A 22,830-nucleotide genomic window follows, 5' to 3' on the forward strand; every position below is an offset into this window, starting at 1 on the left:
TCGCGCCGCGACATTTCGGATTTTTCGCCCGTCGGGTGACATGTCCTACCAGGGCGTGACGAGGACCGCCTCGATGATCACCGCGACGAGCGCGCCCAGCCCCGCGAGCAGCAGCGGCGCGGGCGGCGGATCGCCGGCCGGGCGCTCCGGGGCCACGGCCGCGACCGTGAGCCAGGGAAAGAACGGCAGCCAGGCATGCTCGACCCCGCCCCGGGCCAGCCCCGCGGTGATCGAGAACACCACGGCCGCGCCCGCGCCCACGAGGAACGGCCACATGGCGGTGTTGCGCACCTTGCGGGCGCTGGCGAACAGCGGCGGACCGGCGGCCAGCAGCAGCACGACGACGCTGATGGCGCTCCACCAGAGCACCGAGCGGTACGGCGCCACCCGGGCCGCGTAGTCCGTCTCCGCGGACACGAGGCCGTCCGCCCAGCCGAACCCGAGCAGCTGCGCGCCCAGGACGGGCAGCAGCGCGCCCACGCCGCTGAGGACGTTGAGGGAGGCGCGGCGGCGGGCGAAGTACACACACACCAGCGAGAGCCCGAGCCACGGCGCGGAGTAGGAGAACAGCGCGGCCACCCCGATCAGGAGACCGGCCAGCACCGCCCAGCCCGTCGCCGCCCAGCCTCGCACCCGGCGCCGGCTCGCGCGCAGGCCGGAAACGATCGCCGCGGCGCCCAGCACGGCGACGAGGCCGTCGAGGCTGACCGCGGTCCAGATGGCGTAAGGGGCGAGGACCAGCACCGGCAGGTACCGTCGCGCCGCCTCCTCGCCGACCGAGTCGCGCACCGCGGCGAGCACGAGGGGAATCGTGAGTACCGATACCGCGGTGATCAGGAAACCGAGCACAATGTGGTCGTCGACGCCGATTCGTTGCAGCGCCCACAAAAAGAGTACGGGGCCCGGAGGATGGCCCCGCGACGCTACCGAGTGGTACGCCGCGTCCGCCGTGAAATGTCTGAGGTATGCGAGTGGGGAGTCGCCCACCTGTGCGACGTCCCCCAGGTATTCCTCGGGAGACCCCAAGGCTTTCGTAAGGCCTGACCAGCCATCGACAAGCGCCAAAGCGATTGCCCACAGCAGGCCTACGGTGTACCCGAAAAGCTGAATTTCGTGCCATCTCCACCGGGTGAACCGGCCCGCCGCGGCGGCCCAGAGGGTCCCGGCGGCGACGGCGGGTGCCAGCATCGATCCGAGACCGATTCTGATCTTGTACCTGCCGAGGAAGGGGGCACTGGCGGTGCCCAGACGCGCGTCGAGCTGCACCGCGAGCGCTGCCAGGGCGAGGCCGCCGAGGGCCAGGAGCAGCCAACACAGAGCATCGATGCGCTCACGGTGCGCAGTGCTTGGAGGTGCCGTGGACGGTTCGCTCAACACGGTGCATCACGGTATCGGGTAGCTGACAATGCTCTGCGTGTCGGTTGGCGCCCCGTCGATATCTAGCGCATGATCGTTCGAGGCGGTCTAATAGGTGGGACCGCACCAACCGCTCTGTCTGGGACGTGAGGGATCAGCATGGCAGCCACCGCCACCACCAGCACCGAGAAGGGTCGCCGGATCATCGGCGCCGAAAGGCAGACGCTGGCGAAGGACCTCGTGAAGCGGTACACCAACGGTGAGAGTATCCGTGCACTCGCCGCTTCCACCGGCCGTTCCTACGGATTCGTGCACCGTGTGCTGACCGAATCCGGCGTTCAGCTTCGCCAGCGTGGCGGCGCGCGCCGCCGCAAGAAGGCGTGAGCGCCAACCCCTTCTCGGCAAGCGCCGCACCCGAGTCGGGTGAGGCGCGCTTCGACCTCGACGGGCCGGTCGCGACGGTGACGTTGTGCCGGCCCCAGGTTCTCAACGCGCAGACCCCCGCCCTCTGGGCCGATCTGCGCGAGTTCGGTCGGACACTGCCGGGTGACGTCCGCGTCGTCATCGTCCGCGGCGAGGGACGGGCCTTCTCAGCCGGGCTCGACACCACCGCCGCGACCGCGATGCTCGGCGAGATCGCCGCCGGTCCGGACTCCGACACCCGCATCGCGGGCTTCCAGGAGGCGTTCGCCTGGCTGCGCCGGCCATCGCTCATCTCGATCGCGGCGGTGCAGGGCCACGCCATCGGGGCCGGCTTCCAGGTGGCCCTCGCCTGCGACTTCCGCGTCGCGGCCGAGGACGTCTCGTTCAGCATGGCCGAGATCAAGCTCGGCCTCGTGCCCGACCTGGGCGGCACCAAGCGCCTGGTCGAGCTGGTCGGCTACGCCCGGGCGCTCGAGCTGTGCGTCACCGGGCGGAGGGTGGCGGCCGCCGAGGCGTCCCAGATCGGCCTGGCCAATGTGGTCGTACCGCGGGACGAGCTCGACGACGCCGCCAAGGACCTCGCGGCCGCCGTGCTCGCCGGCCCGCGGGACGCGGTGATCGAGATCAAGGCGCTGCTGGCGCAGGCCGCGGTGCACACGTTCGCCGAGCAGGAGGCCGCGGAGCGCGCGGCACAGCTGCGGCGGATCGCCGACCTGACCGGTCGCGGCGAGTGAGCCGCTGGTCCTAGGACCAAAGGCCTGGTCGCTACCGGGAAGCCGCGGCGGCCTCCGAAAGTTGTCGTACCTGCCGGGCACAATCACCCGGCAGGTACTTCTTTTTGTTCGGGGGTGTGCGGCAATGTCCTCGCCGATGAGCAGCATGACGGGGTGGGAGACCCTGCGCTCGCTGCGCAAGGCCGATGAGCTGGCCGGCAAGAAGCTCGGCCGCGACACGACCAGGCGCATCCTGCGCTTCGCCCGGCCCTATCGGCGCGACATCGCCGTCTTCCTGATCACGGTCGTGATCGGGGCCGGCATCGGGGTCGCGACCCCCTACCTCGCCGGCGACGTCGTCAACGAGATCGGCCGCGGCGGGCCCGACGCCGGGGCCGCGGTCGTGCGGATCGCGCTGATCATCGGCGGGCTCGCGATCGCCGACGCGCTGCTGTCGCTCGCCCAGCGGTGGTACTCCGCACGCATCGGCGAGGGCATCATCCTCGCGCTGCGCCGGCTGGTGTACGACCACGTGCAGCGCATGCCCCTGCAGTTCTTCACCCGCACGCAGACCGGCGCCCTGGTGAGCCGGCTCAACAACGACGTGCAGGGCGCCCAGCGCGCCTTCACCTCCACCCTGTCGGGCGTGGTCAGCAACGTCATCCAGCTCGTGCTCACCGCGGCCGTGATGCTCACGCTGTCGTGGCAGATCACCCTCATCTCGCTGGTGATGCTGCCGCTGTTCATTTTGCCCGCGCGCCGGGTCGGCAAGCGGCTGGCCGCGATCACCCGCGAGGCCTACCAGCTCGACGCGAAGATGAACGCCACCATGACCGAGCGGTTCGGCGTCGCCGGCGCCCTGCTCGTCAAGCTCTTCGGCCGCCCCGACGACGAGGCCGAGCGCTTCGCCGAGCGGGCCGGGCGGGTGCGCGACATCGGCATCCAGACCGCGATGTTCAGCCGCGTCTTCTTCGTCAGCATGCTGCTCGTGGCCTCGCTGGCCCAGGCGCTCACCTACGGCCTGGGCGGCTGGTTCGCCGTGCACGGCCGCATCACCGCCGGCACCGTGGTGACGCTCGCCCTGCTGCTCACCCGGCTGTACGGTCCGCTGACGGCCCTGTCCAACGTGCGCGTCGACGTGATGAGCGCGCTGGTCAGCTTCGAGCGCGTCTTCGAGGTGCTCGACCTGGCCCCGTCGATCGCCGAGCGGCCGGACGCCCGCGAGATCCCCCGCGGCGCGGCGACCGTCGAGTTCCGCGACGTCCGCTTCCGGTACCCGTCCGCCGCCGAGGTCTCGCTCGCCTCGCTCGAGGACGTCGCCGCGCTCGACCGCACCGTCACCGAGGAGGTGCTGCGGGGCGTGTCGTTCAGCGTGGCGCCCGGCCGGATGGTCGCGCTCGTCGGCCCCTCCGGCGCCGGGAAGTCCACGACGGCGATGCTGCTGCCGCGGGTGTACGACGCGACGGGCGGCGCGGTCCTCGTCGGCGGCGTCGACGTGCGCGAGGCGACGCTGCAGTCGCTGCGCGACACGATCGGCGTCGTCACCCAGGACTCGCACCTGTTCCACGAGACCATCGCCGAGAACCTGCGCTACGCCAAGCCGGGGGCGACGGACGAGGAGCTGTGGACGGCGCTGCGGCGGGCCCAGGTGGGCGACCTCGTGGAGTCGCTGCCGGATGGCCTCGACACGGTGGTGGGGGAGCGGGGCTACCGCTTCTCCGGCGGCGAGAAGCAGCGCATCGCGATCGCGCGGCTGCTGCTCAAGGCCCCGTCGATCGTGATCCTGGACGAGGCGACGGCCCACCTCGACTCGGAGTCGGAGGCGGCCGTGCAGCGCGCCCTGGCCGAGGCCCTGGCCGGGCGCACCGCGCTGGTGATCGCGCACCGGCTGAGCACCATCCGCGACGCCGACGAGATCCTGGTCGTGGACGCGGGCCGCATCGTGGAGCGCGGGACGCACGACGCTCTGGTGGCGGCGGGCGGGCTGTATGCGGAGCTGTACCGCACCCAGTTCGCCGTCGTCGACTCACCACTGCCCAACGTCTCACCACTGCCCGTCGTCGACTCCCCGCTGCCCCGCCCGACCGCGACCGCCTAGCCGGCTCTCGCCGATCGCGAGGGGACGAGCCGGGCCGCCGCCGCTCCGGCACCCGGCCCGTCCCGCCCGCTGCGGTTACGGTTCGTGGCGGGCCGACGCCGACACCGCCGAACCCGCGCTCGTCCCCGTCGTCGGCCTCGGTGAGGCTCGCGGCGACCCGTTCGCGGTCGGTGGCGCGGTGCCGTCTTGCCGCTCTCCGGCACCGCCCCTCCCGCGCCCCCTGGCGGCGGCGGTTTCGCGGCGGGCCGGTTCGCTCGCCGGCGATCGCCCGTCCTGCCCCTTTGCTGCCCTCCGCGTTCTCGGCGAGCGCGGACGCGGAGGGCAGCCTCGTCGTGGTGTCGCGGGTCAGCCGAGCAGGGGCCAGGCGAGCTGTTCCTTGGTCCCTTGCAGGGCCGGGGTCTGCGGGTAGTCCTGGCTCGGGAGCATGGTGCGGATCGCGCGCATCCAGTCGCGGTACGTCGCCGTGGGGGCGAGCTGGGCCAGGGCGGACAGTGCGACGTAGGTGAAGGCGCCGTTGGGGCGGTCGTTGAAGGTGGCGTCGTAGGAGTACTCGGTGTCGCGGCAGCCGGCCAGGAGCAGGGCCGTCGGGCGGCGGTCGGCCGGCGCCCGGCGAGCCGCGGGGCTCGGCCCGGACCGGTTCGGCGCGGTGTCGCTGTCGCGGGGCTCCGTGCTGGACGCGGGTGTCAGCAGTCTCGGGGTCGCATACGGGGCGGGCCGGTGGTGCTCGGGCGCGGCGGGGTCGCGGTGCCCGGCCGAGTCGAGGTGCGCGGCGGGGTCGGGGTGCGTGGCCGAATCGGGGTGCGTGGCCGAATCGGGGTGCGTGGACGGGTTGGGGTGGCTGTGGGCGGTCGGGGTGAACGCGAGGTGCGTGCTCGGGGTGAGGGGCGTTCGCGGGGTCAGGCGGGCGGGCGGGAGCTGGGCCGCGCGCAGGTGCTGGTGCGGTGGCAGGAACGTGGCCGGGGGCAGGAAGCGGGTGCGTGACGGGTGGTCGCCGATCGGGTGGTGCAGCCTCGTCAGGGTGCCCGAATGGCAGGAGTCGGAGATCAGGACCGTACGCACGCCGGGGGCGGCCAGGGCGAACATGTCGTGCAGCTCGTCGTCGAGCAGGGGGCCGTTCGCGGCGATGTCGTGCGGGCAGAGGGCCTCGTCGCGGTGGTCGGGCTCGTCGCCGTCGGCGTCGGGGAGCCAGGTGCCGTGGCCGGAGTACGTGATGACGACCGCGTCGCCGTCGGTCGTGTTGGCCAGCAGGTCGCGGATGCTCGCCCGGATCGCGGCGCCGGTGGCGGACGCGTCGAGCAGCAGCCGGGTGTCGAAGCCGCGGGCGACCAGCGCGGCGGCCCAGTCGTCGGCGTCGTTGCGGCAGCCGGCGAGGTCGTTCTCGGTGCCGGGATAGTCGTTGATCCCGATGCACAGTGCGAGTTTCATGGTTCCCCCGTGGTCGGATGTGGACCTTACGCACGGGTGGCGTCACGGAGGGTGGCCGCGGTTGGGTGGGCGGCCTCGCTCAAATCGGTGCCCCTCGCTCAAACGCACAAATCGGACCGCTACGGCGCGGGCGGGCCCGGCCGGCGCGCAGGGGGCTGCGGGGAACCCTTGATCGGCGGCAGCGACCGGCCGCGCTCGCCCGAACCCCGCAGCGACCCCGATGCCGGACTCCTTGCCGGACTCGCTGCCGGACTCGCTGCCGGACTCGCTGCCGGGTCGGTTGCCGAGTGCCGTGCGGAGTTGGATGCCGGGCGCCGGAGCTCGAAGTCGTCCCACGCGAGCCGTTCCCGATCAGCCCCCGGCTGGCCGGCCAAGCCGGGCGCGTCGAGTCCGGGGCCTGGGGGCTGGGCCCCGCCGGGGGAGGCGAGGTCGGGGGAGTCGCCGGGTGGCGTCGGGGCCTGCCCGGCCGGGCGGGGTGGCCGGGCGGCCGGTGGGGCAGCCGCGGTGGGAGGTGGGGCCGCGGGGAGCGGGTCGAGCGCGGCGAACACGCGGCGCAGCTCGGCCAGCAGGGCCTCGTCCTCGTCGTCGGAGGCGGTCATGACCGGGCTGGTCTGAGGCCCGTCCGGCCGGTGGACGCGGTGCGTAACCGGGTGGCTCGTGGGTGCATGGTGTGTCTCCGTCCCCGCTGTGGCGCCGCCGGCTGGGGGTGGTGGCGGCGCCCGTTTCAGGTGACATGAGGACGGGCTGGTTGTTCCTGATACAAGGTGGGGCAGATCGTTCGGATCCTGTCGTTCGCGTCCAACCGATCTGTCCCCGTCGGCGGGCGGCACGGCGTTGAGCTTCGGATTCCGTCGTGCTGGGATCTTCGTTCGGGAGCGGTCGTTCGGGTTCGTACTGTCCGGAATCGGGCACCGTCAGATGCCCGCGATGCTCCCGCCGTCGATCGGGACGGCCACGCCGGTGACGTAGGACGCGGCGGGGGAGAGCGCGAACGCGGCCACGCGGCCGAACTCGGCGGGGGTGCCGATGCGCCGCAGCGGTACGGCCGCGGCCGCCTCGGCCTCGGCGCGTGCCGGGTCCTCGGCGGCGTCGAAGAGCTCGCGGTTGCGGTCGGTGAGGAAGCGGCCGGGGAGCAGGGAGAAGACCCGGATGCCGCGCGGGGCCAGTTCCCCGGCCAGGTCCTTGGCGAATCCGGCCAGCCCGGGACGCAGGCCGTTGGAGATGGCGAGGTTGGGGAGCGGTTGACGTACCGATGAGGAAAGCACCAGACCGATGGCGGCGTCGTGGCCGGGCTCGCGGGTGCCCAGGGCCGCGGCCAGGGTGCGGGACAGCCGCACGGTGCCCATGAAGATCGTCTCGAACGCGGTCCGCCAGGCGTCCTCGGCCGACTCCAGGACGCCGCCGTGGGGCGGGCCGCCGACGGAGATCAGCGCGCCGTCGAGGCGGCCGAAGCGGGTGCGGGCGGCGGCCACGAGGCGGTCGCCGGTGTCCGGGGCGGCGAGGTCGGCGATCAGGCCCTCGGCGCGGTCCGGGCCCAGGGCCTCGACGGCGGCCCTGACGGTCGGCTCGGTGCGGCCGGAGACGACCACCCGGGCGCCGTCGGCGGTCAGGGCCTGGGCGGTGGCGAAGCCGAGGCCGCGGGAGGCGCCGGTCAGGACGTACACGCGGTCGGTGAGGCCGAGATCCATGGCGCCGACCCTAGCGGAGAGGAGGTGTCAACCTAGCCTCCTAGGACGCCAAGCCCGACCCGGACCCGGTCCAGGGCACAACAGGATGGACAGGCAGGGGAGGGGACCTCAGCGGCGGCGCAGGCGGGACCAGAGGCCTCCGCGGCGGCGGGGGACCGGGGCCGACTCGCCGTCGTACGTGAAGGCCGCCTCGCGCTCCGCCAGCTCCTCCCGCGCCAGATCCGGCAGCGAGGTGCCCATCGCGCGGGCGAAGTCCCAGCCGTCGCGCAGCGAGCCGTTCGGCGGCCGTCCCTCCGCCCACGCGGCGAACGTCGCCGGCCAGGACGGCCCGTACGACGCGGCCAGCAGCGGCCACGTCCGGGCCACCTCGCCGGCCCGCTTGCGGCGCAGCGCCACCCGGGTGGCCTGGACCGCCGGCCCGTCGAAGCCCGGCGGCAGCTCGCCGCCGGCCACCAGCGACGCGACCAGCGCCTGCTGCTGCTCGGCGAGGCCGGTCATGTGATGGCCGGCCATCCGGCCGCCTCCGCGATGGCGTCGAGCTCGGCCGTGAGGGACGCGGCGGGGGGATAGTCGCCGTCGCGCTCCAGCATCAGGGCCGGCGGGGTCGTGCGGGCGCAGAGCTCCTTCACCAGGGTCAGGACCTCGGACGGGATCGCGTCGGTGTGGGTGTCGTGGTAGTAGCCGCCGTGTTCCATGCCGCCGGCGACGTGGACGTACGCGATCTGATCGAGGGGCAGCGCGTCGAGCAGGGCCGTCGGGGATTCGTGGCGGTTGCGGGCGTTCGCGTACACGTTGGCGATGTCGAGCAGGAGCGCGCACCCGGTGCGGTCGAGGATCTCGGTCAGGAACTCGGCCTCGGTGAGCTCCGCGTCCGGCCAGTCGAACAGGGCGGCGATGGGTTCCAGGGCCAGCGGTACGCCGCCCAGCGCGGACTGGGCCCGCCGGACGTTGGCGACGATCGCGTCCACCGACTCGCGGGTGCGCGGGACCGGCAGGAGGTGCCCGGCCTCCATGCCGCCGGCGCGGACGAAGGCGATGTGCTCGCTGACCATCGGCGCGTCGAGGAGCCGGGCGCACTCGTAGAGGTGGGCGGCGCGCTCGTCGGCGATCGGCTCCGCCCCGCCCAGGGACAGCTTGACGCCGTGCGGGATCACGCGGACCCCCCGCCCGACGAGCTCGGCGAGCGCGTCGGGCAGGGGTGCGTGGGTGTGGATCGACTCGGCGACGACCTCGGTGAAGCGCAGGCCGGGCAGGCCGGCCACGTAGCCGGAGATCTCGGGGCGCCAGCCGATGCCGACGCCGTATTCGGGACCGGTCATCCGCCGCATCCTCCGCCGCCACCGCAGCTGGACCCGCCACCGCAGCTCGAGCTGCTCGAGCACGACGACGAGCTGCTGGAGCAGGAGTTGTACGACGTGGAGCTGGAGTCGTAGAGCCCGTTGCCGGTCTGGGCGATGTTGCGCTGGAGCTCGGCCTCGGCGGCGAAGGCCGGGTCGGCCAGGAAGAACGCGCCGACGCCGAAGAGGCCGACGCTCAGGGCCGCGGCCTGGGGGCCGTAGGTGTTCCAGGACGGCTTCTGGCTCGGGGCGAGGTGGCGCACCGAGGCGCGCATCCGGTTGAGCTGCTTGCGGCCCGCGGCGGAGACCCGCGGCACCCGCAGCAGGGTGAATGCGACCACCGTCACCGGGATGACCAGCAGGATCAGGTTGATGACCGGCTTGTTGTTGTCGAGGCCGGCGAAGACCCGCAGGATGCCGAGGATGGCCACGGCGAAGACCACCATGGCGCCCGAGCGCACGGCGCGGCGGGCCTCGGCGTCGAGGATCCAGCCGCCCTGGGCCAGCTCGGCCTCGGTGCGGTCGAGCACGGCGCGGACGGTCGCGTGGGTGAGCACGCCGGTGGTGGAGATGCCGTTGCGGGTGAGGGCGTGCACGGCGCGGTCCAGTTCGGAGGCGCCGGTCGGCGGGAGGGCGGTCTGGTGGAGGTATCCGCGCTTGTCGCTCTCGATGCAGCCGGCGGCGCGCAGGGCGGCGAGGGAGCTGTAGACGGCGAGGCGGCGATCTCCGTTGATCAGCGCGGCCTGGGTCGGGGTGAGGTCGCGGGCGTTGCGCAACGACGGGCCGCCCGTGATCGAGCGTCGCCAGATGAGCACGCCGACGATCGCAACGGCGGCGAGGCCGAAGTACAGCCACAGGAACTGCGGGCCCGGGATGCCCCAGGTGTCACCCGGCCCCGCCACGATCGATGTCGTCATGCGCTCAGTGTGGGTGTGGTTGTCGAGCGGGGCATCTCGCCGGTCGGACACTTGAGGAAACCTTGTGGCCGATGGCCATCGGTCAGTTGCGCCGTACCGCCGCTTCGACCAGGTTCAGCACGGCCTCCAGGTCGGCGACCGGGCGGCCGGTGGCCAGGTGCAGGACGAGCCCGTCGTAGGCGAGCTCGAGGAACTGGGCCAGGACGCCGATGGGCACGTCGTCGCGCAGGACGCCGGCCTCGAGCTGGCGCTGGAGGCGCTCGCGGGTGGCGGCGGCGACGGCCTCGGAGCGTGCCGCCCAGCGCTTGGCGAACTCGGGGTCGGTGCGCAGCCGCCGCGACACCTCGAGCTGGCTGCCGAGCCACCCGCCGGTGTCGGAGGCGTCGGCCGAGGCCAGCAGGTCGCGCATCACCTGGACCAGGCCGTTTTCGGCGACCGTCGCTACCATGGTGGCGGCGTCGTCCTCGGCGACGGCCAGGAAGAGCGAGTCCTTGTCGCGGAAGTGGTGGAAGATCGCCCCGCGGGACAGGCCGATCTCCTCCTCGAGCCGCCGCACGGTCGCGCCTTCGTAGCCGTGGCGGGCGAAGCACGTCCGCGCGCCGGTGAGGATTTCCTTCCGGCGCGCGTCGAGCTGGTCCTGGCTCACCCGGGGCACCTGTCGATTATGCAAGCCGTACATACGGTTTGCGAACAGGGTCGTTTCGCCCGTGTTTCTTCCCGCCGTTTGGCCCGGTTTTGCGGGGATTTGTCGAGCCCAGCGAGAACATGAGGATCTGTTCGATATGGGGCTCGTCACGTACCCTGCCCGCGTGCCCCTGTTGTTGCTCAGCCTGGACGACACCCTGCTGGACAGGGCCGGGGCGTTCCGCGCGTGGGCGAGCGGGTTCCTCGCGGAGATCGGTGCGCCCGAATACGACCTCGAGTGGCTGCTCTCGGTGGACGCGGACGGCATGGGATCGGCGTGGGACGTGGCCGAGGGGCTGCGGGAGCGCTACGGGCTGCGGTACAGCGCGCTCGATCTCGTCGAGGAGATCCGCCAGGCGATCATGGACCGGATCCGGCTCGACCCGCTGACCGCGTGCGCCCTCGCGATCGCCGAGGACTCCGGCTGGGTGCCGGTGGTCGTGACCAACGGCGAGTCCCGCCAGCAGGAGGAGAAGCTGCGCAAGACCGGCCTGGACCGGTACCTCGCCGACTGGGTCATCTCCGAGGAGGCGGGCGTGCGCAAGCCGAACCCGCGCATCTTCGCCATCGCGGCCGAGCGGGCCCGGATGCGCCTGTCGGGGGCGTGGATGATCGGCGACAGCCCCGAGGCCGACATCGGCGGGGCGGACGCGGCCGGGATGCGCAGCGTCTGGCTGCACCGCGGGCGCGAGTGGATCGAGCGGCGCTACGCGCCGACCCGGTCGGCCGACGGCGTGATCGCCGCGATCGCCGAGGTCATGGCCTCCCGCTGAGAAATTCGGTTGCGCCCGATCCGGGTGTACCGCAAGCTGTCCCCGACTTCGAGACGGAAGGGGGTTGATTCGCATGGCTGCCGTCATGGCGCGTTTTCGCATGCCCGACAACCCGTTGACCTTTCCGACTCAGGAGCACTCGCGTTGCGCGACCATGACTTCGCATCACCACGCCGTCGTCGTTTCGACGACGACGACCCGACTTTTCTGAAGCGCCTCTCCCACGACTTCGACACGGCGTGGGACACGTCGGACGATCCGTCCGGCGACGAGGGGCAGTACACGACCTGGGACGCCCCCGGCGTGCTGCACGGCCCCGAGCCCCGCCCCGACTGGGTGGTGACGTCGCTCGCCGCCCGGGACACCGAGCTCGGCGTGCTCAAGACCGGCAAGGAGGCCGACGTCCATCTCGTCGAGCGGGCCGTGCCCGGCTCGGACACCGCCGGCTCCCGGTCACTGCTGGCGGCCAAGCGCTACCGGTCCGCCGAGCACCGCATGTTCCACCGCGACGCCGGCTACCTCGAGGGCCGCCGCGTCCGCGAGTCCCGCGTCACCCGCGCGATGGCGGGCCGCACCGCATTCGGGCGCGAGGCGATCGCCGGGCAGTGGGCGGCCGCGGAGTTCGCGGCGCTCGGGCGGCTCTGGGCGCTGGGGGTCCGCGTGCCGTACCCCGTGCAGCTGCTCGGCACCGAGCTCATGCTCGAGTTCGTGGGGGCGCCCGACGGTACGGCCGCACCCCGGCTCGCCCAGACCCGCCCCTCCCGGGCGCAGCTGGCGTCGCTGTGGGAGCAGCTCGCCGACGCGCTGCGGGTGCTGGCCCGGGCCGGCGTGGCCCACGGCGACCTGTCCCCGTACAACCTGCTCGTCGACGGCGAGCGGCTGGTCCTCATCGACCTGCCGCAGATCGTCGACGTGGTGGGCAACCCGAACGGGGCCGAGTTCCTCGCCCGCGACGTGGCCAACGTGGCGCGCTGGTTCACGGGCAAGGGCTTCGCCGTCGAGCCGGAGCCGCTCGTCGCCGAGCTGCTGCGCGACGCCGGCATGCGCTGAGCCGCGAACGAGGACCGCGGCTCGCCCGGATTCGTGACCGGGCGAGCCGCGGCGGGCGCGGACCTCGGCGGGGAGGGTGGTCCGCCGGGCCGCAGTTCGTGAGGGCCTCAGCCCATGTGGACCGCCGCGCCGGCAACGCTCGGCCTCAGCCTGCTCGCGCCGCCGACGGCCCTGAACCATTGAAGGTGTACTGCCACCCCGCGGCGCGAATTCCGCCAGGCCCCTACGGTGAGACCATGATCACGGAACAATGAGCAGCTTTCCGGTGGACTGGCGGCCCTCCAGTGCGGCATATGCGTCCGCCGCCGCGTCCAGCGGATAGCGCCCCGTGACGGCCGGGTCGACAATGCCGCCGGCCACCCAGCCGAACAGCGTTTCCGCGCGTTCGAGCAATTCCGCGCGGGACACGATGAAATGTCCGAGGGTCGGCCGGGTCAGGAAATACGAGCCGGACATCAGGCGCAGCGGGTCGAACGGCGGGACCTTGCCGCTCGCCGCGCCGAACAGCACCAGGGTGCCCCGCGGGCGCAGGGCCTCGAGGCTGGTGTCGAACGTGTCCGCGCCGACGCCGTCGTACACCGCGTCGGCGCCCGCGCCGCCGGTGACCTTGCGCACGGCGTCCAGCGCCTCGGCGTAGGGCACGGCGCGGACCGCGCCCGCGGCCAAGGCCAGCTCCCGCTTCCCGGGCGTGGACGCGGTCGCGACGACCCGGCCGCCGAGGTGCGTGACGATCCGGGTCAGCAGCCGCCCCATCCCGCCGGCGGCGGCGTGCACCAGCACCACGCAGCCGGGCCGGACCGCGAACGAGTCGTGGGTGAGGTAGTGCGCGGTGAGGCCCTGCAGCATGACCGCGGCCGCCTGCTCGGTGGTGACCTCCCCGGGCACCGGGACGAGCCGGTCGGCCGGCACGAGCGCCTGCTCGGCGTGGCTGCCGCGGACGCCGGCCCAGGCCACCCGGTCGCCGGGGGCCAGGCCGCGCACGCCGTCGCCGAAGGAGAGCACGGTCCCGGCGCCCTCGCTGCCCAGCAGCGCCGGCAGCGGGACCTGATAGGTGCCGTCACGCTGGTACACGTCGATGAAATTGACGCCGCTGGCCTCGACGAGCACCAGCGCCTCGCCGGGGCCGGGCTCCGGGTCGGGCCGCTCCTGGACGGTCAGGACCGAACGGTCGCCGTGCTCGCCGAACACCACCGCGCGCATGGGGTTGCCTCCTCGAATGTCAGGTTCTTGTCTACCCCAAACCGCCGATCGGATTTGTCGTACCCCTGCCGTAGCATCCCGGAGGTCATTGGAGGTGAGCGCGTGGGCCCGACCCCGACCCATCGTCTCGCGATCGACCTGGGCACCTGCCACACCGTCGCCGTCGTGCGCCGCGGCGACGAGGCTCCCCGGGCGCTGCTGTTCGACGGCTCGCCCGTCATGCCGTCCGGGATCTACGCCGACGAGCAGGGCCGGCTCAGCGTGGGCCGGGACGCGGAGCGGCTCTCCCAGCTGGCGCCGGAGCGGTTCGAGCCCTACCCGAAGCGCAGCGTCGACGAGGGCTCGGTCCTGCTCGGCGCGGCCGAGGTCACCGTCGTGGAGATGCTCGCCTCGCTGCTGCGCCGGGCCGCGGAGGAGTCGCTGCAGGCCGGGGTGAACCCGGTCGGCTCGACGGTGCTCACCTGCCCCGCCGACTGGGGCGGCCAGCGCCGCGGCGTGCTGCTGGAGGCGGCCCGGGCGGCCAGCCTCGGCCCCGTGGTCCTCGTCGACGAGCCGATCGCCGCCGCCACCTATTGCCTGAGCGTCCTCGGCCAGCAGGTCGCCCCGCTGCAGAGCCTGGCGGTGTTCGACTTCGGCGGCGGCACGCTGGACGTGTCGGTGGTGCGCCGCGAGTTCGACGGGCTGCGGGTCCTCGGCGTCGGCGGCCTCGACGACCTCGGCGGCGTCGACATCGACGCGGCCCTCGTCGGCCACCTCGGCCAGCTCATCAGCCTGCGCCAGCCGCAGCTGTGGCAGCGGCTGTCCAACCCCGACTCGACCGCGGCCAAACGCGACCGCCGCGAGTTCTGGAGCGAGGTCCGCGCGGCCAAGGAGATGCTCTCCCGGGCCGCCTCCGCGCCCGTGCACCTGCCCGGCACCGACGAGGCCGTCCACCTGACCCGGGAGGAGCTGGAGCGGGTCGCCGGCCCGCTCATCGACCGGGCCGTGGACGAGACGCGCCGGGTGCTGGAGCGGGCCGGCGTCGACGTGCGCCAGCTCGCCGGCATCTTCCTCGTCGGCGGGTCCAGCCGGATCCCGCTCGTGGCCAGCCGCCTGCACGCCCGCTTCGGGGTGGCGCCGGTCGTGCCCGAGCAGCCGGAGCTCCCGGTGGCCTACGGCGGCATCCTGGCCGTCGGTGCCGCGGGCCCGCAGCAGGCCCCGGGGCCCCAGCAGGCCCCCGCGCCCCGCCCCGTCTCCCCGACGACGCCGTCGACGGGCTTCCCGGTGTCGGGCGTGCCCGTGTCCCCGTCGGGGAGCCCGGCGTTTCCGGTCTCGATGGCGTTCCCCGCGGCCCCCGCTTCCCCCGCGGGCACGCCGCCGCCCATACCGCCCCGGATGGTCCCGCAGCAGGCCGGCCCGCCGCCGATGGCCCCGCCGCCGATGGCGCCACCGCCTCCGGCGTACGGGGTGGGCGTCCCGATCGTGCTGCCGCGCAAGCGCCGCAGCAGCGCGCCCTGGATCGCGTTCGTGATCGTGCTGGCCGTCATCGGTGGCTGCGTCTACGGCGGCAACCGTCTGTTCACCTGGATGGGCGACCAGTTCGAGTCGGCCAAGAACGGCTTCCCCGGCTTCGACACCGGCGCCGACGGGCCGGGGCAGGTCGACGGGCTCAAGGCCGGCGAGGTGATCCAGCTCAGCTCCGACGGCGCGATCGCCACCACGGCCGGCAACGGCAACGTCTTCACCGCGCAGGTCAACGCGGGCGCGACGGTCGTGTCCGGCTACGAGACCGCCGGCAAGCAGATCTGGACCGTGCAGCTGCAGGCGGAGCCGGCCGAGCTCGCCCTGAAGGTCGTCGGCAACCTGCTCATCGTCGACGGCAAGGACGACGCGAAGCTCGGCGGCGACGGCAAGCAGGAGTCGCGCTCGGTCATCGACCTGGCCACGCACACCGCGAAGTGGACGAAGGCCTGGGCCGATCGGACCGACCTCGTCTACCTGGGCACCGACGTCGTGGTGGAGCACAGCGACTGGAACAAGCCGACCCTCGACCGGGTCAACCTCGCCGACGGCACGACGAAGTGGTCGGCCGGCGTCGAGCAGAACAGCCACCGCATCACCGGCCGCGGGGCCAGGCCGGCGCTGATGTGGCCGACCTCCGACACTCCGGCCACGACCATCGTGCCGACCTACGGGCTGACGTTCTCCAGCCTCTGGCCGTTCCAGGAGTCGCTGAGCGCCGGCGCGGTCGCGGTGCAGCTGCTCAGCGACACCAAGGCCGCGACCATCGACCTCAACACGGGCAAGCAGACGGCCTCCGGCGCCTACAAGAAGAACTCGTCCTCGAACTCGTGGCTCGTCTACAACGACCTGGCGATGTTCAAGGGCGAGGCCGACGGCAACGTGGTGGCGTACAGCATCAGGAACTGGCAGCAGGCGTGGGAGTTCAAGGCGCCGTCCGGCACGAAGGTCGACAACGTGCGCCCGTGCGGCGAGAAGCTGGTCTGCGTCGCGGGCACGCAGACCTCGGGCAAGGACGTGCTCATCGCCATCGACGCCACCAACGGCCAGGCCAAGTGGACCAAGCTGTCGATCCGTGACCGCAGCGGCACCATCCCGGGCACCGAGGACCCCATCTGGGTCGTGATGGACGGCAAGCTCGTCGGCGGTCACGGCGTGTTCGACATCGTCGGCGACGCGGCCGTGCTCGATCCGGCGACCGGCAACGACCAGGTCGTGCTGGGTCAGGGGCTGGCGAGCCAGGACGCCTACGCCGGCTACGGCAACAAGGTCGTCATCGAGAGCGTCGTGCCGGGCAAGGGCACGTGGAACGCCTACGTCTACGGCCTCGACGGCAAGCCGATCGGCTCGGCGAGCGTGCCGACGCTGCTGCAGGACGTGTCGATGAGCAACGACTCGCTGGTGCTCCTGGACAAGGACAAGGCGAAGGTGTACCGCTTCCAGATCCCCGCGGGCAAGTAGGCGGGGACGGCAACGGCGCCCGTCCACAGTGGACGGGCGCCGTTTCGTGTCCGGCTACCGGGTCAGGCGGCGATCATCTTGCGCAGCACGTACTGCAGGATGCCGCCGTGGCGGTAGTAGTCCGCCTCGCCGGGGGTGTCGATGCGCACCACCGCGTCGAACTCGACGCCGCTGTCGGTGCTCACCCGCACCGTGCGCGGGGTGCTGCCGTCGTTGAGCTGCTCGACGCCGGTGACGGTGAACGTCTCGGTGCCGGACAGGCCCAGCGAGCCGGCGGTCTCGCCCTGCGGGAACTGCAGCGGCAGCACGCCCATGCCGATGAGGTTCGAGCGGTGGATGCGCTCGTACGACTCGGCGATGACGGCGCGCACGCCCAGCAGCGCGGTGCCCTTGGCGGCCCAGTCACGCGAGGAGCCGGAGCCGTATTCCTTGCCGGCCAGGATCACCAGCGGCACCCCGGCCTCGGCGTAGGCGACCGAGGCGTCGTAGATCGTGGTCTGCTCGCCGGTGAGGTGGTTGATGGTCACGCCGCCCTCGGTGCCCGGCGCGAGCTGGTTGCGCAGCCGGATGTTGGCGAACGTCCCGCGGATCATCACCTCGTGGTTGCCGCGGCGCGACCCGTACGAGTTGAAGTCCTTGCGGTCCACCCCGTGCCCGGCGAGGTACTTCCCGGCGGGCGAGTCGGCCTTGATGGAGCCGGCCGGCGAGATGTGGTCGGTGGTGACCGAGTCGCCGAGCTTGGCCAGCACCCGGGCGCCGGCGATGTCGCTGACGGCCGAGGGCTCGGTGGCCATGCCCTCGAAGTACGGGGGCTTGCGCACGTACGTCGAGTCACCCGCCCAGTCGAACGTGTCGCCCGTCGGCGTGGGCAGCGACCGCCACTGCTCGTCGCCGGCGAACACGTCGGCGTAGCGGGTGGAGAACAGGTCCGCGCCGATCGCCGCGGCGATGGTGTCCTCGATCTCCTTCGGGCTCGGCCAGATGTCGCGCAGGTAGACCGGCTGCCCGTCCGAGCCGGTGCCCAGCGGGTCGTTGGTCAGGTCGATGTCCATCGTGCCCGCGAGCGCGTAGGCGACCACCAGCGGCGGCGAGGCCAGGTAGTTCATCTTCACGTCCGGGTTGATCCGGCCCTCGAAGTTGCGGTTGCCGGACAGCACCGACACGACGGTGAGGTCGTGCTCGTTGACCGCGGCGCTGATCGGCTCCGGCAGTGGGCCGGAGTTGCCGATGCAGGTGGTGCAGCCGTAGCCGACCAGGTTGAAGCCGAGCTTGTCCAGGTACGGCGTGAGGCCGGAGCGCTCGTAGTAGTCGGTGACCACCTTCGAGCCCGGGGCCAGGGTCGTCTTCACCCACGGCTTGCGGGACAGGCCCTTCTCCACCGCGTTGCGGGCCAGCAGCGCCGCGCCGATCATGACCTGCGGGTTCGAGGTGTTCGTGCAGGACGTGATGGCGGCGATGACGACCGCGCCGTGGTCGAGCTCGTAGTCCTCGACCCGCACCGGCTTCGACGTGCGGCCGTCGGCGCCCGAGGCCGCCGAGGCCAGGTCGTGCGGGCGGTCACCGTTGGCGGTGACGCTGTTGGCGGGGGAGTCGCTGGCCGGGAACGACTCGGCGCTGGCCTCGTCGGCCGGGCCCTCGACGCCGTCGCCGACGTAGTGGTCGAGCACCGAGCGGAACATCGACTTGGCGCTGTCCAGCGGCACCCGGTCCTGCGGGCGCTTCGGGCCGGCCAGCGACGGCTCGATGGTGCTCAGGTCGAGCTCGAGGCGCTCGGAGTAGTCCGGCTCGGTGGCCGGGTCGTGCCAGAGGCCCTGCTCCTTGGCGTAGGCCTCGACGAGCGCGACCTGGGCCTCGTCGCGGCCGGTCAGCTTCAGGTACTTGATGGTCTCGTCGTCGATCGGGAAGATCGCCACCGTCGAGCCGTACTCGGGGCTCATGTTGCCGATCGTGGCCCGGTTGGCCAGCGGCACCGCGCTCACGCCGGGGCCGTAGAACTCGACGAACTTGCCGACCACGCCGTGCTTGCGCAGCATCTCGGTGATGACCAGCACCAGGTCGGTGGCGGTGGTGCCCTCCGGCAGCTCACCGGAGAGCTTGAAGCCCACGACCCGCGGGATGAGCATCGACACCGGCTGGCCGAGCATCGCGGCCTCGGCCTCGATGCCGCCGACGCCCCAGCCGAGCACGCCGAGGCCGTTGACCATCGTGGTGTGCGAGTCGGTGCCGACCACGGTGTCCGGGTAGGCCTGGCCGCCGCGGGACATGATGACCCGGGCCAGGTACTCGATGTTCACCTGGTGCACGATGCCGGTGCCCGGCGGGACGACCTTGAACTCGTTGAACGCGGTCTGGCCCCAGCGCAGGAACTGGTACCGCTCCTTGTTGCGCCCGTATTCCAGCTCGACGTTGCGCTCGAACGCGTCCGGCCGGCCGAACAGGTCGGCGATGACGGAGTGGTCGATGACGAGCTCGGCCGGGGCGAGCGGGTTGACCCGCTTCGGGTCGCCGCCGAGCTCGACGACGGCCTCGCGCATGGTGGCGAGGTCGACGACGCACGGCACGCCGGTGAAGTCCTGCATCAGCACGCGGGCCGGGGTGAACTGGATCTCCACGCTCGGCTCGGCCGACGCGTCCCACCCGCCCAGGGCCCGGATGTGCTCGGCGGTGATGTTCGCGCCGTCCTCGGTCCGCAGCAGGTTCTCCAGGAGGATCTTCAGGCTGTACGGCAGCCGAGCGGCCCCCTCGACCTGGCCGATCCGGTAAATCTCATAGCTCGCGTCACCGACGCTCAGCTGGCTCTTTGCTCCGAAGGAGTCGAGGCTCGCCACGGCGTGTGCTCCTCTTCCGTCAAGTCGTGTTCCGGTACGCCAGTCTTCCCCAGCGTGCGCCGGGATCACGCCGCGGGGGGTTCAGTCAAGAAAACCGTACGTCCGTCTTGTTTTTCACGCAAGCGCCGTCCCAATCCGTGCCGCGGCCGGCGCATGCCCCAGCTCACGGGCCAGGGCCAGGGCCCGCTCCAGCTCCGCGCGGTCGCCCGTGGCCACCCCCAGCACCCGGCGCAGATCCGGCTCCGCGAACCGGTTCAGCCCGTCCAGCGGGGTGACCAGCCGCGCCCGCGCGAGCCGCGCCGCCTCCGCCGCCCGCCCCGCGCGCAGCAGCAGATCCGGGTGCAGCGCCAGCAGCCGCGGATACCGCCACAGCATCCCGCCCAGCGCGTCCTCGCCCTCGGCCAGCAGCGCCTCGTCGCCGCTCGCCCAGCCGGCGAGCACCTGCGCCACCGCCCGGTACTCCCGGCTCTGGATCTGCTCCGCCAGCCGCAGCGTCCGCCGGGCCCGGGCCAGCACCGCCTCGGCGTCGTAGGCGTCCGCGGCCACCGACGCCGAGTACGACGTGACGTACATGTCCTGGAACGGCGTCGCCCGTCCCGCCCGCGCCAGGAACGCCTCCGCCGCGGCCCGGTCCCCGAACAGGCTCTCGACCGACGCGGCCGGCCCGAGAATGCCCGCGACCGGATCCCAGTCGATGAGCGGGAACACCGGCAGGCCACCCTCCGGCAGCGCGTCGAGCGCCTCCCGCAGCAGCGCCCGCGCCCGGGGCAGGTCCGCCCGGGTGTGCGCGGCGTAGCCGGCGTGCACCCCGGCGACGAACGGGTCCAGCGCCGCGACCGCCCCCATCCGGTCGTCGTCGCCGGCCGCGTTGTGGAACGACGCGTACCCCCACAACGCCGCGACCAGCTCCGGCCCCGGGGTGACCCGGGCGAGCACCGGCTCCATGAGCGCGTACTGCGCGGCCGCCGGCGCGCCGAGATAGTCGCCGGTCGCCTGGTGCGTGTACGCCAGCCGGACCCGCAGATCCAGCTCGGCGACGTCCCGCGCCCGCGACGGGGCGGCGCTGAGCAGGACCGTCACCGCCTCCTCCAGCAACGCGACCGCCTCCTCCAGCGCCGTGCGCTCGTAGGCCTCACCCGCCGCGGCCGCCAGCACCGGCGCCACCTCCAGCGGACCGGCGACCGGCAGCGCCAGGCGCAGGTGCGCCGCCCGCTCGGTGGCGCTCCGCTCGTGCAGGGCCCGGGCCGCCCGCGCGTGCAGACGCGCCCGGCGCAGCGGCCCCTGCTCCTCGTACGCCACCTGCCGCAGCAGATCGTGCGCGAACCGCAGCCGCCCGTCCGCGCCGCCGCCGAGCACCCCGGTCGCGACCGCCGTGTCGAGCGTGTCGTACAGCTCCAGCTCGTCGAGCTGCGTCATCTCCCGCAGGACCGCGACGTCGAACTCCCGCCCCAGCACCGCCGCGACGGCGAGCACCGCCCCCAGCTGGCCGGGCAGCCGCGCGAAGCGCCGCCGGATCACCTCCTGCACCCGCGCGGGCGTGCGCTCCCGGGCGCCGCGCTCGTCCAGCGCGTGCTCCGCGAGCAGGACCCGCAGCAGCTCGCCGACGAAGAACGGGTTGCCGCCGGTCCGGTCGACGAGCACCGCGACGGTCTCGCGCCCGAGCGCCCGCTGCGCCACCCGTTCCCCGAGCCGCGCCACGTCCTCGCCCGACAGACCTTCGAGCCGCAGCGGTACGGCCGGTGCCCCGGCGGCGAGATCCGTGACCCCCTCGCCGCTGCGGGCCGCGAGCACCACGACGAGCCCCGACCCCGGCACCGCCCGCAGGCACAGCCCGAGCAGCGTGCGCGACGGCCGGTCGAGCAGGTGCGCGTCGTCGAACACCAGCAGCACCGGACGCCGCCCGGCCAGCCGGCGCAACCCGTCGACCAGCCCCTGGAACAGCCGCGACCGGGCCAGCTCCGCGTCGGCCAGCCGCTCCGGCGCGGGCAGCCCGATCGCCTCGGCCAGCGCCGGGTCGAGCACCGCGGGCAGGTTCCCGAACGGCGCGAACGCCTCCGCCAGCTCCGCCGCCCACCCGTCCGCCAGCCCGCGCAGCGCCTGCGCCCAGGGCAGGAACACCGGCGGCTGCGGCCCGTCGACCCCGCCCCCGCGCCCGATCGCGAACCCGAGCCCGGCCGCCCGCCGGGCCACCTCGTCCAGCAGCGCCGACTTGCCGATCCCGGCCGCGCCCTCCACGACCAGCACCCGCCCCCGCCGCGCGAGGACCTCGTCGGCGACGGCCAGCTCCCGGTCCCGCCCCACGAGCGGCCCCGCGTCGCCGTCCGGCTCCGCCGCCACCGGCTCCGCGGGGTTCGGCGGCACCGTCGCCGCCGCCACCGGCCCGGGGCTCGGGGGCACCGTCGCCGTCGTCGCCGCCACCGGCTGGGGGCTCGGCGCGACCGTCGCCGGCGGCCCCAGCGCGCCGAGGCCGGGGGACTGGCGCAGAATGTCCGACTCGAGCCGGCGCAGCTCTGGGCCCGGCTCGATGCCGAGCTCCCCGGCCAGGATCGCGCGGGCCTTCGCGAACGCGCTCAGGGCCTCGGCCTGCCGGCCCGCCCGGTACAGGGCCAGCATCAGCTGGGCCCACAGCGGCTCCCGGTACGGCGACTCGGCCAGCGCCGCCTCGGTGGTGTAGATCACCTCGGGGAGCCGGTCCCGGGCCAGCCACGCGGCCGCCCGGCGCTCGAGCGCGGCGAAGCGCAGCTCCTGCATCCGGGCCCGCTCCGCCTGGGCCAGCGGGGAGTCGCCCAGCTCCGGCAGCGGATCACCCCGCCACAGCGCCAGGGCCGCGTCGAGCACCGCCGGATCGTCGCCGCCGTCCGCGGGCCCTACCGCGGCCGCGAACCGGACCGCGTCCACGGCCTCGGGCGGGACCGCCAGCAGATAGCCGGGCGCCCGGCTCACCAGGACCGTCGCGGGACCCCGCGCGGCCCGGTCCGGCTCCAGGGCACGGCGCAGGCGGGACACGTACGCCTGCAGCGACGCGATCGCACGCTCCGGCGGCTCGTCCGCCCACAGCTCGTCGACCAGCGTCTGCACCGGCACCACCCGGCCCGGACGGGTCGCGAGCAGCGCCAGGACGGCACGCTGCTTCGGGGTGCCCAGGTCGATCGGGACGCCGTCGTCGGTGAGGGCCTCAAGCGGGCCCAGGATGCGCAGTTCCAACCAGTCGACGGTAGCGCCTCCCGGCCCGGTCCGGAGCGGGTCGCCCACAGCTCGACGACCGTGTGGCCGTCCGCGGGGCGCTTACAGCTCGACGGCCGTGCCTCCGTCCGTGGGTCGCCTACAGCTCGACGACGGCGCGGCCGTCCGCGGGGCGCTTACAGCTCGACGGCCGT

The 22,830-nt window shown here is 73.4% G+C and carries 16 protein-coding genes; 6 read left to right on the forward strand and 10 right to left on the reverse strand.

Annotated features, from left to right (window positions below; genetic code table 11):
* Window positions 1-45 precede the first annotated feature (45 nt).
* Window positions 46-849 (reverse strand): hypothetical protein, encoded by an 804-nt coding sequence (locus tag ABT369_RS24620; RefSeq protein WP_350615244.1) that lies wholly within the window; start codon window positions 847-849, stop codon window positions 46-48.
* A 666-nt stretch (window positions 850-1,515) separates the two neighbouring features.
* Here ABT369_RS24620 and ABT369_RS24625 point away from each other — a divergent pair.
* The 3 genes from ABT369_RS24625 (at window position 1,516) to ABT369_RS24635 (ending at window position 4,590) form a co-directional block, all read left to right on the forward strand.
* Window positions 1,516-1,740 carry a helix-turn-helix domain-containing protein gene (locus ABT369_RS24625; protein WP_223102223.1) on the forward strand — a complete coding sequence of 75 codons (225 nt, stop codon included), beginning with the start codon at window positions 1,516-1,518 and terminating at the stop codon, window positions 1,738-1,740.
* Complete coding sequence (locus ABT369_RS24630; protein ID WP_350615246.1) at window positions 1,737-2,513, forward strand: enoyl-CoA hydratase/isomerase family protein; 777 nt, start codon at window positions 1,737-1,739, stop codon at window positions 2,511-2,513. The genes ABT369_RS24625 and ABT369_RS24630 overlap by 4 nt, the downstream gene beginning before the upstream one ends.
* A 124-nt stretch (window positions 2,514-2,637) precedes the next feature.
* A complete protein-coding gene (locus tag ABT369_RS24635; RefSeq protein WP_350615247.1) occupies window positions 2,638-4,590 on the forward strand; it encodes an ABC transporter ATP-binding protein in 1,953 nt (650 codons plus the stop codon).
* Window positions 4,591-4,935: 345 nt separating this feature from the next.
* Here ABT369_RS24635 and ABT369_RS24640 read toward each other — a convergent pair whose 3' ends face one another.
* The 6 genes from ABT369_RS24640 to ABT369_RS24665 form a co-directional block, all read right to left on the reverse strand.
* Window positions 4,936-6,015 (reverse strand): caspase family protein, encoded by a 1,080-nt coding sequence (locus tag ABT369_RS24640; protein ID WP_350615249.1) that lies wholly within the window; start codon window positions 6,013-6,015, stop codon window positions 4,936-4,938.
* Between the two features lie 914 nt (window positions 6,016-6,929).
* Window positions 6,930-7,703 (reverse strand): SDR family oxidoreductase, encoded by a 774-nt coding sequence (locus ABT369_RS24645; RefSeq protein ID WP_350615251.1) that lies wholly within the window; start codon window positions 7,701-7,703, stop codon window positions 6,930-6,932.
* 108 nt (window positions 7,704-7,811) lie between these two features.
* The gene (locus tag ABT369_RS24650) at window positions 7,812-8,216 is read right to left on the reverse strand and encodes an SCO6045 C-terminal-like domain-containing protein (protein WP_502891818.1); all 405 of its coding nucleotides are present in this window, start codon (window positions 8,214-8,216) and stop codon (window positions 7,812-7,814) included.
* A complete protein-coding gene (locus ABT369_RS24655) occupies window positions 8,198-9,022 on the reverse strand; it encodes an MbnB/TglH/ChrH family RiPP precursor modification enzyme (protein WP_350615252.1) in 825 nt (274 codons plus the stop codon). The genes ABT369_RS24650 and ABT369_RS24655 overlap by 19 nt, the downstream gene beginning before the upstream one ends.
* On the reverse strand, window positions 9,019-9,957 hold the full coding sequence (locus tag ABT369_RS24660) for a TIGR04222 domain-containing membrane protein (protein WP_350615254.1): 939 nt from the start codon (window positions 9,955-9,957) through the stop codon (window positions 9,019-9,021). The genes ABT369_RS24655 and ABT369_RS24660 overlap by 4 nt, the downstream gene beginning before the upstream one ends.
* 82 nt (window positions 9,958-10,039) lie before the next feature.
* The gene (locus tag ABT369_RS24665; RefSeq protein WP_350615255.1) at window positions 10,040-10,612 is read right to left on the reverse strand and encodes a TetR/AcrR family transcriptional regulator; all 573 of its coding nucleotides are present in this window, start codon (window positions 10,610-10,612) and stop codon (window positions 10,040-10,042) included.
* A 154-nt stretch (window positions 10,613-10,766) separates the two neighbouring features.
* Between ABT369_RS24665 and ABT369_RS24670 the strand changes: the two genes are divergently transcribed.
* A complete protein-coding gene (locus ABT369_RS24670; RefSeq protein WP_350615256.1) occupies window positions 10,767-11,414 on the forward strand; it encodes an HAD family hydrolase in 648 nt (215 codons plus the stop codon).
* A 144-nt stretch (window positions 11,415-11,558) separates the two neighbouring features.
* A complete protein-coding gene (locus ABT369_RS24675) occupies window positions 11,559-12,464 on the forward strand; it encodes a serine protein kinase RIO (protein WP_350615257.1) in 906 nt (301 codons plus the stop codon).
* 240 nt (window positions 12,465-12,704) lie between these two features.
* On the opposite strand, the gene ABT369_RS24680 is transcribed toward ABT369_RS24675, so the two are convergent.
* Window positions 12,705-13,664, reverse strand: coding sequence for a quinone oxidoreductase family protein (locus tag ABT369_RS24680; protein ID WP_350615259.1), 960 nt, complete (start codon window positions 13,662-13,664; stop codon window positions 12,705-12,707).
* 102 nt (window positions 13,665-13,766) lie between these two features.
* On the opposite strand from ABT369_RS24680, the gene ABT369_RS24685 reads away from it, so the two are divergent.
* A complete protein-coding gene (locus tag ABT369_RS24685; RefSeq protein WP_350615260.1) occupies window positions 13,767-16,625 on the forward strand; it encodes an Hsp70 family protein in 2,859 nt (952 codons plus the stop codon).
* A gap of 62 nt (window positions 16,626-16,687) precedes the next feature.
* Here ABT369_RS24685 and ABT369_RS24690 read toward each other — a convergent pair whose 3' ends face one another.
* Window positions 16,688-19,453: an aconitate hydratase gene (locus ABT369_RS24690; protein ID WP_350615261.1), complete on the reverse strand. Its 2,766-nt coding sequence runs from the start codon at window positions 19,451-19,453 to the stop codon at window positions 16,688-16,690.
* A gap of 114 nt (window positions 19,454-19,567) precedes the next feature.
* A complete protein-coding gene (locus tag ABT369_RS24695; RefSeq protein WP_350615262.1) occupies window positions 19,568-22,657 on the reverse strand; it encodes an ATP-binding protein in 3,090 nt (1,029 codons plus the stop codon).
* Window positions 22,658-22,830 lie beyond the last annotated feature (173 nt).

Origin of the sequence: Dactylosporangium sp. NPDC000244, from assembly GCF_040300725.1 — a bacterium.
Taxonomy (GTDB): Bacteria; Actinomycetota; Actinomycetes; order Mycobacteriales; family Micromonosporaceae; genus Dactylosporangium.

What these genes read in the sequence shown, in the direction of transcription:
- ABT369_RS24625 (WP_223102223.1), top strand. Translation starts at nt 1,516, where the DNA reads ATGGCAGCCACCGCCACCACCAGCACCGAGAAGGGTCGCCGGATCATC.
- ABT369_RS24635 (WP_350615247.1), top strand. Translation starts at nt 2,638, where the DNA reads ATGTCCTCGCCGATGAGCAGCATGACGGGGTGGGAGACCCTGCGCTCG.
- ABT369_RS24640 (WP_350615249.1), bottom strand. Translation starts at nt 6,015, where the DNA reads ATGAAACTCGCACTGTGCATCGGGATCAACGACTATCCCGGCACCGAG.
- ABT369_RS24645 (WP_350615251.1), bottom strand. Translation starts at nt 7,703, where the DNA reads ATGGATCTCGGCCTCACCGACCGCGTGTACGTCCTGACCGGCGCCTCC.
- ABT369_RS24650 (WP_502891818.1), bottom strand. Translation starts at nt 8,216, where the DNA reads ATGGCCGGCCATCACATGACCGGCCTCGCCGAGCAGCAGCAGGCGCTG.
- ABT369_RS24655 (WP_350615252.1), bottom strand. Translation starts at nt 9,022, where the DNA reads ATGACCGGTCCCGAATACGGCGTCGGCATCGGCTGGCGCCCCGAGATC.
- ABT369_RS24660 (WP_350615254.1), bottom strand. Translation starts at nt 9,957, where the DNA reads ATGACGACATCGATCGTGGCGGGGCCGGGTGACACCTGGGGCATCCCG.
- ABT369_RS24680 (WP_350615259.1), bottom strand. Translation starts at nt 13,664, where the DNA reads ATGCGCGCGGTGGTGTTCGGCGAGCACGGCGACCGTTCGGTCCTGACC.